Here is a 16,129-nt window from a genome sequence, read left to right on the forward strand (position 1 = left end):
AGCGGTTTCCTCGCGAGGACAGCTTTTTTCCTCGTGGCGGAGCCACTTGGAAAAAAGATCCCGCAGCGAGGAAACCGCTGAGGTTCCGCCACCCGACCCGCTACGCAGGCCAAGTCGAAGACAGGCAGTCACATCCGAGAACAGGGTTTCCGTCATGGCGTATGCGATCACTCAGACCTGCTGCAATGACGCGTCGTGCGTGTCGGTGTGCCCGGTCAACTGCATCCACCCGACCCCGGAGGAGCCGGGCTTCGGGAGCACCGACATGCTCTACGTCGATCCGCAGACGTGCATCGACTGCGGGGCGTGCGCCGACGCCTGCCCGGTCGACGCGATCTTCCCGGTGGATCGGCTGCGCGGTGCGGACACCATCTACGCCCGGCTCAACCGCGAGTACTACGAGACGACGCCGACCTCCCACGAGTGGGGCGCGCCGCGGTTCCCCCGATCGCTGCCCGCTTCGGTGGGCACGCTGCGGGTCGCCATCGTCGGCACCGGACCGGCCGCCGCCTACACGGCGCAGGCGCTGCTGCGGGACACCGGCGCCGAGCTCACGATGATCGACCGGTTGCCGATCGCGGGCGGGCTGCTGCGCTCCGGAGTGGCGCCGGACCACCAGTCGACGAAGAAGATCGGCGACGGATTCTCCTGGCTCTACCGGCATCCTCGGCTGAACCTGCACATGAACGTCGAAGTCGGCCGGGACATCACGCACGAGGAACTGGCGGCGCACCACCACGCGGTCATCTACGCCGTGGGCGCCGCCGCCGACCGCGAGCTCGACGTCGACGGTGCCGACCTGCCCGGCAGCATGTCGGCGACCTCGTTCGTGGCCTGGTACAACGCGCACCCGGACGCCGCCGACGTGGAAGTGGACCTCTCCGCGGAACGCGCCGTCGTCGTCGGCAACGGCAACGTGGCGCTGGACGTGGCGCGCATCCTGCTCAGCGACCCCGAACGGCTCGCGAGCACCGACATCGCCGACCACGCGCTGCGGCGGTTGCGCGGGAGCGAGGTGCGGGAGGTCGTGCTGCTCGCCCGTCGCGGACCGGAGCACGCCGCGTTCACCACCCCGGAATTCCTCGCCATGCGGGAGATCCCGGGCGTCGAGCTGGTCGTGCGGGACGGGCCGGAGGCGCGCGCGGCCTTCGCCGACGCGGAACCCGGTGGCAAGGCGGCGCTGCTCGCGGAGCTGCCGATCGAGGACGCCGACCGGCAGGCGCCGCCCGGCGACGGCAAGCGGCTCGTGTTCGCGTTCGGGACGGAACCGGTCGCGGTGCTCGGCGACGACCGGGTGGACTCGGTGCGGGTGCACGACGCCGGCGGCGAAGGCGCGATCAGCACCGGGCTGCTGATCAGGGCCATCGGCTACCGCTCGTCGCCCATCGCCGGATTGCCCTTCGACACCACGACGTCGACGGTGCCGAACGAGTCCGGCCGGGTGCTCGCCGGAGCGGGCGAACCGATGCCGGGGACCTACGTCGTCGGCTGGGCCAAGCGCGGCCCGTCCGGCGGGATCGGGACCAACCGCGGCTGCGCGGGCGAGACCGTCGGGACCCTGATGGACGACGCGGCGGCGGGACGCCTGGCGCCACCGGAGAAGACCGGGTTCGACCGGCTGGTGCGCACGCGCGCGCCGGGCTCCGTCGGCAGCCGCGGCATGCTCGCCATCGACAAGGCCGAACGCGACCGCGGCGCGCGGGAAGGCAGGCCCCGCGTCAAGTTCGCCACCACGCCGGAACTGCTCGGCGCGGCGAACCGGCGGTTCGGCAGGTAGTCAGCCGATCTCGCGCAGCAGCGGCGCGATCTGCTCCGCCACCACGGGATCGTGGCTCGCGGTGGTGCTGATCATGGTGATGAGCTGATCGGTGAGCCAGTCCTCGAACACCTCGCGCGGCGGGTTGTGCGTCTGCAACCAGGTGACGCACGTCGTCTCCACCAGCGCCACCCAGCCCCGCAGCGTCAGCAGCAGCAGCGGGGCGGGATCGTCGATGCCGACGCGCTGGCGCACGATCTCCACCACGTGGTTGCGCACCTTGTCGATGAGCGTCTCGGTCTCGCTGGTCGCGATGGTGGAGCCGCTGCGCAGCAGCGCGGTGTAGCTGCTGGCGAAGACCTCCACGGACGAGACGAACTCGGCGAGCCCGAGGCGCAGCTGCGTGATGAGGTCGCCTTCCTGCGGCAGCGCGATCCGCTCGATCAGCCCGTCGACGACCGTGGTCAGCGCCGCGACGTGCACTTCGCGCAGGTTCGAGAAGTAGCGGTAGAACAACGCCCGCGACACCCCGGCCTCGGCGACGATGTCGTCGATCGTCACGTCGTCCATCGCGCGTTCGCCGTAGAGCTGCAAGGCCGCGCCGAGCAGGTGCTCCCGGCGCTCGGCGGGACTCATCCGGCGTCGCGGACGTTCGGTGCCCGAGGCGGCCTCGGATCGGGGCGGTGCGGACGTGTCTCTGGTGCGCGGCATCGTCCCTACATCATCACATGTTTGCCCACGTCAGTCCCACCCGTGCTGGTCACAGGGCACCGCTGCGCACCGCGTTCCGTCCACTGTGCGCAGCCGGAGCGAAGTGGACGGTGCGCCGACGTGCGATCCGATGCGCCGGTGGCGGCGCGACGAATGCACCATGACTCCCCGGAACGGGCCGTGCGCATGTCATGCGGAAATCGGCGGAACCATGAGTGCGATGCGCGGAAAATGTGCACCGCCGATTTTCCCCATGTCTGCTGACAATTCCACGATGGTGATCTCGTTTCACCGATGAACGCCGGTTCGAGTGAAGATTGTTGCTTCGTCGATCGGGACTTGGTCTGATTTTTTGTATTCGCCGCGTCCGGAATCGACGACGCGGCCCGGGTGAGATCAGGGGAGTTTTCATGGGGAAATCCAGCACGTCCGGTATCGGAGCGAAGAAGGCCGCCGGCATCGCCGCGGCCGTGCTCTGCTGCATCGGCGCGACGATCACGACGACCTCCGCCGCGGCGGCCGACGACGCCGCGGCGCGGGCGACCTCCGTTCGGTGTGACGCCGGCGGGAGAGTGGAGTTCAGCCCCGGCCTGCTCCCGATGCCGCAGGACGTGACGGCGTCGGTGACCAGCACTCGGCACTCCTGCACGGACTTCAGCGGCAACGGGATCGCCCGCGCCTCGTTCGAAGGCGTCTTCGGGGCGAGGCTGTCCTGCGGGCTCGGTGCGGGCACCGGAACGCCGGGAAGCGCGCGAATCGGTTGGGAATACGAGAACGGCACGACCGCGGAGAGCGCGGCCGAGGTGACCTTGACCGGGCAGACGCTCAACCAGGGCAATTTCACCGGAACCGTCGAGGACGGTCCGTTGGCGGGGCAGAGCGTAGAAGGGAACTTCGCCGTCGATCTCGCCTCGGGCGGTATCGGTTGCGCTCAAGGGGCGCCCACCGGCGGATTGAAGACCGCCAAGTTCACCGGTGGGTTCACCATCGTCGAATGATCCGAAACGGATGCGCGTTGCCGATGTGCGGTGCCCTCGGTAAAGAGGCACCGCACATCGGCGTGCACGTCCCGGAGTCCGCGAACAGGCCGTCCCGCTCAGCGGGAGTGCGGATCCGGCGGGGTGCGCGGGCCGGTGTGCAGCAGCGGGTCGCGGTGGGCGTTCAGGCGGGACGTCGCCAGGTCCTTCAGCCGACGCAACTTCGCCAGCGGGGAGTTCGTGGAGTGGCGCATCTCGTCCTCCTGGTCAGTCGTCGGTTGATCCGCATCCGCCGGTTTTCCACACCTGGCTCCGGAAAAACCTCTTTCCGCGGAACGTCACCGGAGATCCGCGATCACCCCAGGGCGCGCACGGCGACGCGGGTGGCCTCCGCGATCAGGGCGTTGTCGTAGTCGGCGTCCGGAGCGGGCCGGTCGGACAGCACCGCGAGCATGATCGGGGCGCGGTGCGGCGGCCGGATGATCGCGATGTCGTTGCGCGTTCCGTAGTCCGCGGCACCCGACTTGTCGCCGACCACCCAGCCCTCGGGAACACCGGCCGGGATGAGCTCCTGGGTGATCGGGCTCCCGGTCATCGTGTCGTTGAGCAGCGCGCGTTGCGGCTCGGGCAGCACGTCACCCGCGGTGAACGCGCGCAGGGTGTTCGCGAGGGCGCGGGGTGTGCTGGTGTCGCGCGGATCGCCGGGGGAGGTCCGGTTCAGGTCGGTCTCCGTCCGGTCGGAGCGGGTCGTCGCGTCGCCGAGCGCGCGCAGCGCGGCGGTGAGCTCGCCGGGGCCGCCGAGTTCGCGGAACAGCAGGTTCGCGGCGGTGTTGTCGCTGTGGCGGATGGCGGCGTCGATCACCTCGCGCAACGTCATCCCGTCGGCCACGTGCTGCTCGGTCACGGGCGAGTTGTCGACGAGGTCGTCGGCGGTGTACGTGATGCGGCGTTCGAGCGCGTCGATCGTGTTGCGCCGCAGCACGACCCCGGCCGAGAACGCCTTGTGCGTGGAGGCGAAGGCGAAGCGGTCATCGGCCCGGAACGCGACCTCCCGGCCGGTCCCGGTGTCCAGCGCGTACACCCCGAGGCGCGCGTCGAAACGGCGCTCCAGGTCGTCGAACTCCGCGTAGTGGACGGTGGCCGCGGTCGCCGGGGGAGCGGGCGTGGTCGGTGCCGCGTCGACACCCGAGCAGCCCGCGAGGGCGAGCAGGGTCGTGGCGGCGACGGTGGCTTGGCGCAGGCGCTGCGTGAGCACGGTGTTCCTCTCATCGGTGGTGGTCGCGATCAGTCTTGCGAGCACCGGTGATGCTGTCCAAGACGAAAACGATCGGTTCCATGCCGAAAGCGCATACACTGAGGTGATGGATCTCGTGGGCGGCTGCCGGGCGTTCGTCAGCGTGAGCGAAGCCGGCAGCTTCACCGGCGGTTCGGCGGCGGCGGGCATCCCGCAGCCGGTCGCCAGCCGGCGCATCGCCGCGCTGGAACGCCACCTCGGGGAGCGGCTGTTCGACCGCTCGGCCCGGCGGGCGCGGCTGACCCCGTTCGGCCGGGACATGCTGCCCCGGGCACGCCGCCTGGTGCGGCTCGCGGACGCGCTGGAGCAGGACGCGAAGCGCGCGCGGTTGCGGCCGCTGCGGCTGGCGGTGCCCGCGACCTGCCCCACCCGGGCGCTCGCGGAGCTCGACGCCGAGGCGCGCTCGCACGAGCTGTTCCTCGAATTCCGCCCGGCCGCCCCCGCGGAACGGCTCGACTTCGCCCACACCCACGACGTGCGCGCCGCGCTCACCGCCGTGCCCGCCGACGAGGCCGTGTGGACCGTGCCGCTGGGCGTCGCCTCGGCCGTGGACCTCGATCGGGCGGCGGTGCACCTGGATTCGCTGCGCGCCGGCCGCACGGGCCGGGCGCCGCGCCGCCGGGTGTGGATCCAGCCGGAGGACGACGTGCCGCACGTGCGGGACCGGCTGCTGCGGGTGCGCGACGCGGTGGGGCTGCGGCCCACGCAGGTCGTCGTGGCAGAGTCGTTGAGCGCGGGCGTCGCCGACGTCCTGGGCTCGGCGGACCTGCTGCTGTGCTCGCGGGCGCAGGCGGGCGAGTTCGCGCTGCACTGGCATCCGATCGCCGAGCTGCCGCTGGCGCGCGGCTACGACGTCACCGCGGAGGCCGGGCCCGACGCCGACCGGTTGCGCACCGCGTTGTGGCGGGGCATCGCCCGCTGCCTCGGCGCGGACGCCTGACCGCCCGTCCCTGCTGAGGAGTCCTTGCGGAATGATCTTTCGATCGGTGTCCTGTCAGCGGCGGAGCCGCTGAGCAGTGACCGGCTTGAGCGGGCCGGCCACCGGCGGGTTCTCAGCGGCTTCCTCGCGAGGACGGCGATTTCGCCGTGGACATACCTGAGGAATCGCGGTCACACCAGGAAAACGGGTGGCGAGGAAGCCGCTGAGGTTCCGCCACCCGACCAGCTACGCAGGTCATTCTGAAACGACCCCCGAACCGGAGAACCAGTTGAACGCCGAAGCACTGATCAGCGATCTCGTCGCCGAACTCGACGACGGGGGCCTGCGCGGCTCGTTCCTGGTGCGCGACCTGCGTTCCGGGCGGGAGATCGGCATCGAACCGGACGTCGCCCACCCCGTCGCCTCGCTGATCAAGATCCCGCTGGCCGCCGCCACCGCGGAGCGCATCCGCCGCGGCGAGCTCGACGGCGCCACCGAACTGCTGGTGCTGCCCGGCCAGGTCACCACCCCCGGGCCGACCGGGCTGAGCCGGTTCCGGCATCCGGCGCGGGTGGCGGTCGACGACCTGATGTACCTGGCGATGGCGCTGTCCGACAACGTCGCGGCCGACTCGCTGTTCGCGATCACCCCGCCCGCGGAGGTCACCCGGATGCTGCGGGACTGGGGGCTGCGCGGCATCACCGCGCGGCACCGCGTCGGTGACCTCAGCGAGACGCCCGCGGAGCGCTTCGACGACGCGGACGTGCACCTGGCGCACTCGCTGGCGATCGGCGCCGCCACCGCCGGGCGCGGGCACCCGATCGCGCAGCTCGACGTGACCCGCGCGAATTCAGGTTCGGCGCGCGATTTCGTGAACCTGCTGCAGGCGCTGTGGACGCCGTCGTCGATCGACGGCGGTGTCGCCGAGCGGGTGCGGGAGCTCATGGGCGCCAACCTGATCCGGCACCGGCTCGCGCCGGACTTCAGCTCCGACGCCACGTCGTGGTCGTCGAAGACGGGGACGGTGCTGAACCTGCGCCACGAGGTCGGCGTCGTCGAGCACGCGGGCGGCGGGGTGTTCGCCGTCGCGGCGCTCACCGAGTCGCGAGTGCCCGCCGCGACGCAGCCGGAAGCCGAAGCGCTCATGGCGCGCGTCGCCCGCGTGCTGCACGACCGGTTGCGCACCGGCTGACGCGGCGGTCGCGCGCGGCGGACTCCGATCAAGTCAATTCGGGTATCGAACGGTACCGATTCGGGTTTGGACGCGCGGTGATCACCGCTCCTACGGTGAGGCGCGTCCGGTGCCGGGCCGCGACCGAAGGAGTGGCCGATGTCGTTCACGCCCGATCAGCACGATTCCGCGCTGAACGCCGCCATCGGCAAGATCTTCCGGCGGATCGTCCCGCTGTTCGTGATCATGCTGATCTGCAACCAGCTCAACCGCTCCAACATCGGCTACGCGGAGAGCCACCTGGAAGCCGACGTCGGCATCGGTGCCGCCGCCTACGGATTCGGCGCCGGGTTGTTCTTCATCGCCTACGCGCTGTTCGAGCTGCCCAGCAACGTGCTGATGGAGCGCTTCGGCGCGAAGATCTGGCTCACCCGGATCATGGTCAGCTGGGGGCTGGTGTCGGCGGCGATGGCGCTGGTCTCCAGCCCGGAGATGTTCTACGTGCTGCGTTTCCTGCTCGGCGCGGCCGAAGCCGGCTTCTTCCCCGCGGTGCTGTTCTACTTCACCCGCTGGTTGCCGGATTCGCACCGGGGCCGGGCGACCGCGCTGTTCGTCGCGGGTTCGTCGATCGCCGCCGCCATCTCGGGTCCGCTGTCGGGCCCGCTGCTGTCGATGGACGGGCTGCTGGGCGCGCACGGCTGGCAGTGGATGTTCGGGCTGGAAGGCGCGCTGTCGGTCGTCGTCGGCATCATCGCGTTCTTCTTCCTCGACGCCCAGGTCCGCGACGCGCGCTGGCTCACCGACGGCGAGAAGGACGCGCTGACGAACCGGATCGCCGCCGAGGACGCGGTGAAGTCCTCCGGTGATCGCGGCGGTTCGCGCTGGCGGCTGCTGGCGCAGCCGAAGCTGCTGCTGTTCTGCTGGATCTACTTCGCCATCCAGTTGTCCATCTACGCCAACACGTTCTGGTTGCCCTCGATCGTGCGGCGCATCGACGGGACCGACGACGTCACGGTCGGACTGCTGTCCTCCTTGCCGTGGATCTGCGCGATCATCGCGATGTACCTGGCGGGCCGCGCCGGGGACCGGATGGGCGATCGGCGCCCGCTGCTGATCATCGCGCTGCTCACCGCGGCGGTCGGGACCTGGCTGGCGGCGGTCGTGTCGCCGTGGCCCGCGCTGGTGTTCCTGTGCCTGGCCGCGATGGGCTTCAAGAGCGCCAGCCCGCTGTTCTGGTCCATCCCGCAGCAGACCTTGAGCCCGCGCATCGTCGCCCCCGCCATCGCCGTGATCAACTCGCTGGGCAACCTGGGCGGTTTCGTCGCCCCGTTCGGCTTCGGCGTCCTCAAGGAGCAGACCGGCACCGTCACCTACGGCCTCTACGCCCTGGCCTTCGCCTCGTTGCTGGCGGCGGCATCGGTACTGGTCCTGCGGAGCGGAAAGGCACGGCCCGCAGCGGAGACGAACGAGCCCGCGGCGCGGTGAGGAAGCCACTTGCCGAGCGACCACCCGGGCGAACCGAGCAGCGCAGCGATCACCCCGGCAGCGCGCCGATCTCCGGGCTGTCGGGGCCGAAGGTGCGGCGCAGGTCCCGCTGCGCGAAGCGGTCGCCGGCGCGTTCCAGGTAGCGGCGTCCGCGGCGGCTGCGGGCGATCAGCCCGGACCGCACGAGGTTCGTCGCGACGATCGGCGGGATCGCCCAGATCGGCGTCACCGGCAGCTCCAGGTCGCGCAGGTCCCGCTTGCCGAGGAAGTACCGCAGCATGCTCAGCAGCCGCAGCCGCGCGTACGGTCCGGCGATCGCGCCGAACCGGCCGTGGTCCAGGTTGCGCTTGCCTTCGACCAGCGCTCCGGACAACGCCGCGCCCGCCGGCGTGACGTCGTCCTGCACGCGCAGGATGTGGTAGTTGAAGCGGTTTTGCTCGCGTTCGGTGTCGAACAGGCAGTCCTCGTCGACGCCCATCAACCAACCCACGTACTTCCACGCGTGCATCACCGCGCGCGACTCCGCGGGCGTCACGATCCAGCCGAGCGCGCGCACCCCGAGCAGCAGGGTGCTGTTGAACAGGCCGAGCGTGGAGGCCTGATCGGCCTGGTTGATCGGCAGTCCCCACCGCTGCGCGTCCCACCGGCCGTTCGTCTCGAAGCGGTGGTTGATCAGCGCGTGCATCGCCCGCACGTGCACGGTGAGCTTGAAGCCCTCGCCGTCGCGGCGCATCCCGCCCGGCCGGCTGATGGCCAGCGCCCACTTCTTCGTCTCACCGAGCCTGCGCATCGCGGTGGAGCCGGTCAGCCCACCGGTGGCCACCAGCAGATCCGCGGGCCCGCCGAACCGATAACCGCCGATCAGCGACAGCTGCAGCAGCACGTCGTCCACGCTGCGGCCCATCCGGCGGATCGTGCGCGCTCCGCGCTCCACCTCATCGAAGTCGACCCAGTCCGGAACCTCGTCCACCACCGCGAAGAACTCGCGCAGCGGCTCCGGCGCGTCCGGCACCGAGTCGATGCCGTGCTCCAGCGCCTGCCCGAACCGGGCCATCGTCACGCGCTCCGCGTCCGGCCGATCCCGGCCCATCGCGCGCACCAGCCGCGCGCCGGCCTCGTCGCGGGTGGACATCTTGCGCCCGATCCGGTCCACCAGCTCCTCGTCGAGCTCCTTCACCCCGGCCGCCAGGCGCAGGACGCGCCCGATGCGTTCGGAGCGCTCCGGCGCCCCGCGGAACCGGGTGGGGTACGCGGTCTCGGAAGGGCGTTGCGCCACGGAGGTCATGTGAACGATGCTGACACGAAGATTCATTCGCGTTCAATTCGCTTTTGCGGGATCGGGGAGGGCTTTTCGGTGTCCGGGTGGCGGAATCCCAGCTGCTCGCTCGCTGCGGGATCTTCTCGCGAGCGGCTCTCCTACGGGGGAAGAAGCCGTCCTCCCGAGGAAATGGCGGAGACACCGCCGGTGGCCGGTTCGCTGCGGCGGTCGGTCGCCGCCGAGAGGACGGGGCTCAACGCGCGGTGGCTATTCGTCGAGGAGTGGTCGTGACGTCGCGTGCTCGGCGGCCGGTGCGCCGCGAACCCCGGCAGGAGCGGTCCCGCGCGATGGTCGAGCGAATCCTCGACGCGGGTCACGCGGTCCTGCTGGAGCACGGCTACGACCGGGCGAGCACCAGCCGCATCGCCGCCGCCGCGGAGATCAGCCCCGGCTCGCTGTACCAGTACTTCCCGGACAAGCACGTGCTGCTGGCCCAGGTCATCGACCGCTCCACCGATCGGATGCACGCTCGCATTTCGAGCGCGTTCGTCGGCAACCTCGCGGGCGGATCGCTGACGGGCGCGGTGCGCGGCAACGTGCTCGCGCTGCTCGACGCGTTCGAGGAGAACGCGGGCCTGGTGCGGGTGCTCCACGAGCAGCTGCCGCCCGCCGCCGACACCCGGCGGGGCGACTTCAAGCAGCGCATCGACGAGCTGGTGACGACCACGCTGCTGCTGCACGACGGCGGGCGCGGCGGCCGGGTGGACGCGGTCGCGTGGGTGCTGGTGCGCACCGTGGAGTACCTGACGATCAGCTACGTCCTGGACCGCCCGCGCATCGACCGCGACACCGTCGTCGACGAGATCACCGGCCTGCTCACCGGCTACCTCGCCGACCGGATCGGCGCCCGGCGGCCCGGAACCGGGTGAGCGGGCGACGTCAAGCCGCACGGCTCCCGGATGTCCCCGCACCGCACGGGATCCGCCGCGCCCGAACTCACTCGACGGCGCGCGGGTCGACCGACAGCAACGGCCGGAACGAGGCGATGTTCGCGTCCTCGCCCACCGCGCGCCCCTCAGCTTCCACCCACGCGTGCGCGCCGAACGGCGCCGTGCGCGCCCCCACCCGCCAGCTCGGCCACTGGCCGCGCATCCGGCTCAGCAGCGCGGTCGCGATCGAGCGCGGCAGGCATCCCTTGCCCGCGCAGGTCACGCTGATCGCCACGACCGCCCGCCTGGCCGCCAGCACCTGATCGTGCTCGGCGGGCCGCGCCCGGCCCCGCACCGCCACGAGCACCGCCCTGATCCGCCGCGGTGGCAGCCGCGACAACCCCAGCGCGAGCACGACGGCGAGGCGGGCGGCGAGCCGGATCCGCAGCGGGGCGCGGTCGTCGTGGCGGAACAACGTCTCGGGTGTGCTCATGAGCGCACCGCCAGCTTCGCTGCCGTCAGCTGCTCCGCCAGCTCGTGCACGTCCGCCAGCACCTGCGCGGGGTCCACCTCGCCGGGCGGGCACTCGGCGACGAGCGCGGTCGCGACGTCCTGCTCGCAGGCTCCGTCGAGCAGCATCCGCACCGTGGTCGCGGCCGTGCGGTTGAGCTGCCAGTACTCCCCGGAGCGCTGGTCGAGAAGCACGCCGCCGTCGTCGGTGCCGACCAGGGAGACGTCCCGGTGCAGGCGCACGGTCATGAGGTCACCTCGGTGCGTTCGGCGAGCACCCGGGGCGCGGTCCGCTCGTCGAGATCGCGCAGCCAGCGCTCGCAGCTGAACGTCATGGACATCGCGTACGGGGTGAACAGGCGCAGCTGGAAACCGGTGCACACGGCGCGCAACCTGCTCTCGTCGATCAGGCCCAGCCCCGCGAGGCGCGAGTCCTCGCACAGCTCGGTCAGCGCGGCCACGTTCCGGCGGATCCCGGCGTGCTCCAGGTTGGAACCCTCCGCCTTGGTGACCCGCCGCAACGAGCGGTCCGGCACGATCCCGCGCATCGCCTCGGTCAGCAGCGGCTTGTAGCGCCACGGGGAACGACGCTCGTAGGGGCGGGCGGCGACGCACGCGGCGATGACCGCGTCGTCCAGGTACGGCGAGCTGAGCCGGATCCCTTCGGCGGCGTACACCGGCACGGTGCCGCGCACCAGGTTCGCGCACAGCCGGATGCCCCACATCGTGTGGTGCTCGGTCCAGCCGACGTCGTGGCGGCCCGCGGCGTCGGCCTCCTCGACGAGCAGTTCCCGCACCGCCTCCACCGCGTCCCGGGTCGCCCACGGCGGTAGTTGCAGCAGCGCCGAAGCCCTTTCGTCGTCCAGCGGGGAGGCGATCACGCGGCGCGCGCGGTCGGCCAGCCAAGCCGGGTAGGTGCGGCGCTGCTCCCACGCCATGCGGGCGATGTCGGCCCACGTCCAGTGCTCCAGCGCGCGGTATCCGCGCAACTGGGAGAACGCGGTCCACGGCCGGGTGTGCATGAAGTCGAACACGCCGGACGACCCGCCGGGCAGCACTTCGTCCCCGCCGTCCCCGGTGAGGTGCAGCTCCGTCCCGGCATCGCCGAGGTGCGCCGCGAGCGCCCGGTACATCGTGCGGTCCTCGATGCCGGGGAACGGTTCCTCCCCGGCGGGCCCGGCGCGCAGCAGGTCGTCGTAGGGCGTGGGCAGGTCGGCGAACGCGAATTGCAGACGGCGCACACCGGGAAGGGCTTCGGCGGCGAGGTCCGCCCAGTGCGGGTCGTCGTCGCCGACGTCGGTGGCCAACGTGGTGAGCGTCGTCAGCGGTCGTCCGCCCTGGGCGGCGAGGAAGCACAACGTCGTCGAGTCGAGGCCGCCGGAGAGGTCGCTGCTCACGGTCAGCCCGGAGTCCACCCGCGCCCGCACCGCGTGGTCGAGCGCCACGCGCAGCCGTGCCGCCGCGTCCCGCAGCGGGACGTCGGCGGGAGGCGGGCTCCACCGCCGGTGCACCTGCGCCCGCCCCTGCTCGTCCAGCACGAGGCAGCCGTCCTCGTCGACCGCGTGCAACCCCTGCCACAGCGGGGTGTTCACCGTGTGCAGCGCGACTTCGGAGAGCAGCAGCCGCAGCAGCAGCCGCCGCGGGTCCACGTCCGCTCCGGTGATCGCGCCGAGCACGTCGGCGCGGGTGGCGGCCACGGTGATGCCGCCGACCCGGGCGTGCACCAGCCTGCGCAGCCCGGACAGGGTTCCTTGAGCGCGCACCACGCCGCGCACCGACGCCAGCAGGTGGTAGCAGCCCGCCTGCTCGAACGCCGTCCCGTCGAGGTCCGCGACCGAACGGGTGCGGTCGGCGATCCGGCTCAGCACTTCGGGGTCCGCGGCGCACGAGCCGAGCGCGGCGACCTTCGTATGGCCTGCCACGCCGACCCGCAGGTCCGCCGCACCCCAGTCGCCGACCAGCCAGGGACGTCCGGACGGGTGGTCGACGCGGTGCGCGCCGCCCAGCTCGTCCGCGATCGGGGCGGACGACGGGTGGTCCGGCAGGACGACGAGCCACTCGCCCGCGCGGTTGAAACGGTTCATGGAAGAGGCCTCCAGCCGGGAACGGGCGAGCGATTGGCGCGAGCCACGGTGGCCCGTGGCTCGCGCTCCTGTCCGCGGTGCTCGGTGGCTCAGAGCAGGATGTGGCGGGGGCGACGGCGCCCGGCCTTGTCCTTCTTCGCCGGCCGGCTGTGCTGGGTCAGCTTCTGGAAGCCGCCGACCTTGAGGATGCTGGGCTTGGAATACATGGCCACTCCTTGGAATCGGTGGTGCCCTGTTCTCATTTCCCTAGACGCTGATCAGCGTAATGATGATGCTATCCGGGGTGCGGCCGGCAATCCATGTCGAGCCGGGATTCCGGCTGCCTTTCCGCGGTCGGAAAGTGTCGTTCGCGATGGCGCGAAAGGCGCACTTCGATGGCACGTACGTGCAGGTGGTGGCCGTTTCCATGGCGGATTCGTGACGTGTCGTCAGGTATGTTCGACAGGATTCTGGAAGTAATCGCGTCGATTCCGGTGATTCATCGTGATCGTGGGTCGTTACCCTTTTTCGGGTGTGCGAGAAGGGCTTCGCCGGAATGGTTAGGCGAAGCCCTTCCCGGGTGCGGACGCGCTCAGTTCGCGGTGGTTCCGGTGACCCGGCCGGCGTCCAGCGTCACCACCGCGTCCGCGGCGCGCACCGTGGACGGGCGGTGCGCGATCACCAGCAGCGTGCACTCGTCGGAGACCTTCGCGATCGTCTCGGTCAGCGCCGCCTCGTTCGCGCTGTCGAGCTGCGAGGTCGGCTCGTCCAGCAGCAGCAACCGGGGCCGCGGCAGCAGCGCGCGGGCCAGCGCGATCCGTTGCCGCTCGCCCCCGGAGAGCAGATCGCCGTGCTCACCGACGGGCGTGTCCAGCCCGTGCGGCAGTCGCCGCACCAAGGTCTCCAGCGCCGCCAGCCGCAGCACGCGCTGGACCTCCTCGGCGGGAGCGTCCGGGCGGGCGTAGGCGATGTTCTCGCCCAAGGTGCCGTGCATGATCGGGCAGTGCTGCTCCACGAGGCTCAGCTGCGCCCGGCACTCGCGGCGGCTCATGCCCTCGCGCACGTCGACGCCGTCGAGCAGGATCCGCCCGCTGTCCTGGTCGTAGAACCGGGCCAGCAGCGCGAAGATCGTCGACTTGCCGGCGCCGGACGCCCCGACGAGCGCGACGTGGGTGTTGCGCGGCACGGCGAACGAGACGCCGCGCAGCACCGGTTCGTCCGGGTCGTAGCCGAACCAGACGTCGCGCAGCTCCACCGCGGGCACCTCCGGCGCGACCGGTTCGCGCGGTGTGGTGGTGACCGGGGCGCGATCCTCCTCCACCGGCATCCGCGTCACGTCGTCGACGCGCTGCAACGCGGCCAGGCCGCGCTGCAAGGTGGCCATCACGTCGAAGATGTTGGCCATCGGCGTGGCGATGTAGGTGACGTAGAGCAGGAACCCCACCAGGTCGGCGAGCGTCGAGGCGCCGCTGACGACCCGGATGCCGCCGACGACGAGCACCGCGATCAGCGAGGCGTGCATGGCCAGCGTCATCGCCGGGTTCACGACGGAATCCCGTTTGGCGGCACCCAGGTTCTGCTCGTACACCTGCCGGGCGCGCCGCCCGATGCGCTCCTGCTCGCGGTCCTCCGCGCGCAGCACCCGCACCGTGCGGATCGCCGAGAGCGCCCGCTCCAGTTCCGCGGTCATCCCGCCGAGGCTGTCCTGGGCGTCCTCCACGTTCCGGCGAATCCCCGCCAGCAGCAGCATGGTCAGCGCCCCGATCGCCCCGATGATCACCAGCACGATGAGGAACATCGCGGCGTCCAGCCAGATCATCATGGCGGTCCCGCCGAGCACGACGAACACGCCGACGACGACCTCGGAGAGGTCGTAGGCCAAGGTGTCCCGCAAAAGGGTCGTATCGCTGGTGGTGCGCGCGAGCAGGTCGCCGAGCCGCCGCTGCTCGTAGCGGCGCATCGGCAGCCGCAGCAGCGTGCCGATCACCCGCAGCCGCAGGCCCAGCACGATGCCCTCGCCGGAGCGTTCCAGCGCGTAGTGCCCGAGCGCGGAGACCACGGCCTCGCTGAGGAACACCGCGGCCAGCAACCAGATCAGCGGCAGGTACGGCTGCTGCCGGGAGAACGCGTCGATGGCGCGACCGGCCAGCAGCGGCTGCACCAGCCCCAAACCGGCGCCCAGCAGCGAGAGCACCAGCGCGATCATGATCGCGCGCTGGTGCCCGCGGGCGACCCTGATCAGGTCGCGGACGCCGACCCGCCTGGCCGGTTCGTCCGGGACCTGCTCGTCGACGAGTTCGGGGGAGTCCTCCTCGTCGTCGTCGCCATGCCTGGTCGGCCGGAAGACTTGTAGCACGTGACTCCTTCGGGGCGTTGATCGAGGAACTTCCGGGGAATCCGGGCGGATCCGCCGGCGCGAGTCAGTGGCAGCGGGCGCGTGGCGGCGGTCGTCCGGCCGCCTCCGAGCCCGCCGCGGTCGCGCTTTCGTCCCCTGAGATGAGTCCCCACCGCGTGGCGGTGGCGATGGCCTCGCTGCGGTTGCGGGAGCCCAGCCGGTGGTAGATCTCCCGGACCAGCCGGTACATCTGCCGTTCCGAGTACCCGGCGGACTTGGCGATGTCGGCGACGGGACTGCCCATCGCCAGCCGGGTCAGCAGTTCGCGATCCACGCCGGTGAGGTTCAGCGCGGTCGGCGGGCGGGTGGTTCCGGCCGACAGCGACCGGGCGACGTCGAGCGGCAGCAGGACCGAACCGCGCAGCGCCAGCCGCAGCACGGTGATGATCTCGTCGAGCGCCGCGTCCTGGGCCACCAGGCCGTCGGCTCCGAGGCGCAGCGCCGCGCGGTAGTCCTCGGGGTCCGGCTCGTCGAGCAGTGCGATCAGCACTCGGGCCCGCCGGGTCGCGCGCAGCGTGGCCAGCATCGTGGCGTCGGACCGCGACACCTCGACGAGGCACGCGTCCCACTCGCCGGTGTCCGGCGCGTCCGCCGGAGCGGACTCCTGCACCGCGAATTCTGATTTCTCCAAGCCCAGCGCGAGCCCGTAGCGGTAAGCGGG

At 71.4% G+C, this 16,129-nt stretch carries 15 protein-coding genes; 6 read left to right on the forward strand and 9 right to left on the reverse strand.

Annotated elements, in window-relative coordinates; genetic code table 11:
- The first annotated feature begins 154 nt into the window (after positions 1-154).
- Positions 155-1,777, forward strand: a complete 1,623-nt coding sequence (locus ACWD38_RS27940; RefSeq protein WP_184478778.1) for an FAD-dependent oxidoreductase — start codon at positions 155-157, stop codon at positions 1,775-1,777.
- Here the strand turns inward: ACWD38_RS27940 and ACWD38_RS27945 are convergent, their stop codons facing one another.
- Entirely contained in the window at positions 1,778-2,392 is a 615-nt protein-coding gene (locus ACWD38_RS27945; RefSeq protein WP_184485100.1) for a TetR/AcrR family transcriptional regulator, read from the reverse strand.
- A gap of 485 nt (positions 2,393-2,877) precedes the next feature.
- On the opposite strand from ACWD38_RS27945, the gene ACWD38_RS27950 reads away from it, so the two are divergent.
- The gene (locus tag ACWD38_RS27950) at positions 2,878-3,465 is read left to right on the forward strand and encodes a hypothetical protein (RefSeq protein WP_450125252.1); all 588 of its coding nucleotides are present in this window, start codon (positions 2,878-2,880) and stop codon (positions 3,463-3,465) included.
- Between the two features lie 98 nt (positions 3,466-3,563).
- On the opposite strand, the gene ACWD38_RS27955 is transcribed toward ACWD38_RS27950, so the two are convergent.
- Complete coding sequence (locus tag ACWD38_RS27955; protein WP_281398310.1) at positions 3,564-3,698, reverse strand: hypothetical protein; 135 nt, start codon at positions 3,696-3,698, stop codon at positions 3,564-3,566.
- 101 nt (positions 3,699-3,799) lie between these two features.
- Complete coding sequence (bla, locus tag ACWD38_RS27960) at positions 3,800-4,699, reverse strand: class A beta-lactamase (RefSeq protein WP_450125253.1); 900 nt, start codon at positions 4,697-4,699, stop codon at positions 3,800-3,802.
- Between the two features lie 106 nt (positions 4,700-4,805).
- Between bla and ACWD38_RS27965 the strand changes: the two genes are divergently transcribed.
- From ACWD38_RS27965 to ACWD38_RS27975, 3 genes are all read left to right on the forward strand, one after another.
- Positions 4,806-5,678, forward strand: coding sequence for a LysR family transcriptional regulator (locus tag ACWD38_RS27965; RefSeq protein ID WP_450125254.1), 873 nt, complete (start codon positions 4,806-4,808; stop codon positions 5,676-5,678).
- A 268-nt stretch (positions 5,679-5,946) separates the two neighbouring features.
- The gene (locus ACWD38_RS27970) at positions 5,947-6,849 is read left to right on the forward strand and encodes a serine hydrolase (RefSeq protein ID WP_184478782.1); all 903 of its coding nucleotides are present in this window, start codon (positions 5,947-5,949) and stop codon (positions 6,847-6,849) included.
- 138 nt (positions 6,850-6,987) lie between these two features.
- Positions 6,988-8,313, forward strand: a complete 1,326-nt coding sequence (locus ACWD38_RS27975) for an MFS transporter (RefSeq protein WP_450125255.1) — start codon at positions 6,988-6,990, stop codon at positions 8,311-8,313.
- A gap of 49 nt (positions 8,314-8,362) precedes the next feature.
- Here the strand turns inward: ACWD38_RS27975 and ACWD38_RS27980 are convergent, their stop codons facing one another.
- The gene (locus tag ACWD38_RS27980) at positions 8,363-9,598 is read right to left on the reverse strand and encodes an oxygenase MpaB family protein (protein WP_450125256.1); all 1,236 of its coding nucleotides are present in this window, start codon (positions 9,596-9,598) and stop codon (positions 8,363-8,365) included.
- A 260-nt stretch (positions 9,599-9,858) separates the two neighbouring features.
- Between ACWD38_RS27980 and ACWD38_RS27985 the strand changes: the two genes are divergently transcribed.
- The gene (locus ACWD38_RS27985) at positions 9,859-10,500 is read left to right on the forward strand and encodes a TetR family transcriptional regulator (protein ID WP_221315773.1); all 642 of its coding nucleotides are present in this window, start codon (positions 9,859-9,861) and stop codon (positions 10,498-10,500) included.
- Between the two features lie 67 nt (positions 10,501-10,567).
- On the opposite strand, the gene ACWD38_RS27990 is transcribed toward ACWD38_RS27985, so the two are convergent.
- The 5 genes from ACWD38_RS27990 to ACWD38_RS28010 all read right to left on the reverse strand — a co-directional run.
- Positions 10,568-10,993, reverse strand: a complete 426-nt coding sequence (locus tag ACWD38_RS27990; RefSeq protein WP_184478785.1) for a lasso peptide biosynthesis B2 protein — start codon at positions 10,991-10,993, stop codon at positions 10,568-10,570.
- The gene (locus ACWD38_RS27995; protein ID WP_184478786.1) at positions 10,990-11,259 is read right to left on the reverse strand and encodes a lasso peptide biosynthesis PqqD family chaperone; all 270 of its coding nucleotides are present in this window, start codon (positions 11,257-11,259) and stop codon (positions 10,990-10,992) included. Before ACWD38_RS27995 ends, ACWD38_RS27990 begins: the two co-directional genes overlap by 4 nt.
- Positions 11,256-13,094: an asparagine synthase-related protein gene (locus ACWD38_RS28000; protein ID WP_450125257.1), complete on the reverse strand. Its 1,839-nt coding sequence runs from the start codon at positions 13,092-13,094 to the stop codon at positions 11,256-11,258. The genes ACWD38_RS27995 and ACWD38_RS28000 overlap by 4 nt, the downstream gene beginning before the upstream one ends.
- 571 nt (positions 13,095-13,665) lie before the next feature.
- A complete protein-coding gene (locus tag ACWD38_RS28005) occupies positions 13,666-15,429 on the reverse strand; it encodes an ABC transporter transmembrane domain-containing protein (RefSeq protein WP_184478788.1) in 1,764 nt (587 codons plus the stop codon).
- 64 nt (positions 15,430-15,493) lie between these two features.
- The coding region (locus ACWD38_RS28010) for a hypothetical protein (RefSeq protein WP_450125258.1) at positions 15,494-16,129 on the reverse strand (636 nt) is incomplete at its 5' end.

Source organism: Saccharopolyspora sp. NPDC002578 (genome assembly GCF_053592695.1).

Coding starts and splice junctions, on each gene's coding strand:
- ACWD38_RS27940 (WP_184478778.1), top strand. CDS start 155: ATGGCGTATGCGATCACTCAGACCTGCTGCAATGACGCGTCGTGCGTG.
- ACWD38_RS27945 (WP_184485100.1), bottom strand. CDS start 2,392: ATGAGTCCCGCCGAGCGCCGGGAGCACCTGCTCGGCGCGGCCTTGCAG.
- ACWD38_RS27950 (WP_450125252.1), top strand. CDS start 2,878: ATGGGGAAATCCAGCACGTCCGGTATCGGAGCGAAGAAGGCCGCCGGC.
- ACWD38_RS27955 (WP_281398310.1), bottom strand. CDS start 3,698: ATGCGCCACTCCACGAACTCCCCGCTGGCGAAGTTGCGTCGGCTGAAG.
- ACWD38_RS27965 (WP_450125254.1), top strand. CDS start 4,806: ATGGATCTCGTGGGCGGCTGCCGGGCGTTCGTCAGCGTGAGCGAAGCC.
- ACWD38_RS27975 (WP_450125255.1), top strand. CDS start 6,988: ATGTCGTTCACGCCCGATCAGCACGATTCCGCGCTGAACGCCGCCATC.
- ACWD38_RS27980 (WP_450125256.1), bottom strand. CDS start 9,598: ATGACCTCCGTGGCGCAACGCCCTTCCGAGACCGCGTACCCCACCCGG.
- ACWD38_RS27990 (WP_184478785.1), bottom strand. CDS start 10,993: ATGAGCACACCCGAGACGTTGTTCCGCCACGACGACCGCGCCCCGCTG.
- ACWD38_RS27995 (WP_184478786.1), bottom strand. CDS start 11,259: ATGACCGTGCGCCTGCACCGGGACGTCTCCCTGGTCGGCACCGACGAC.
- ACWD38_RS28000 (WP_450125257.1), bottom strand. CDS start 13,094: ATGAACCGTTTCAACCGCGCGGGCGAGTGGCTCGTCGTCCTGCCGGAC.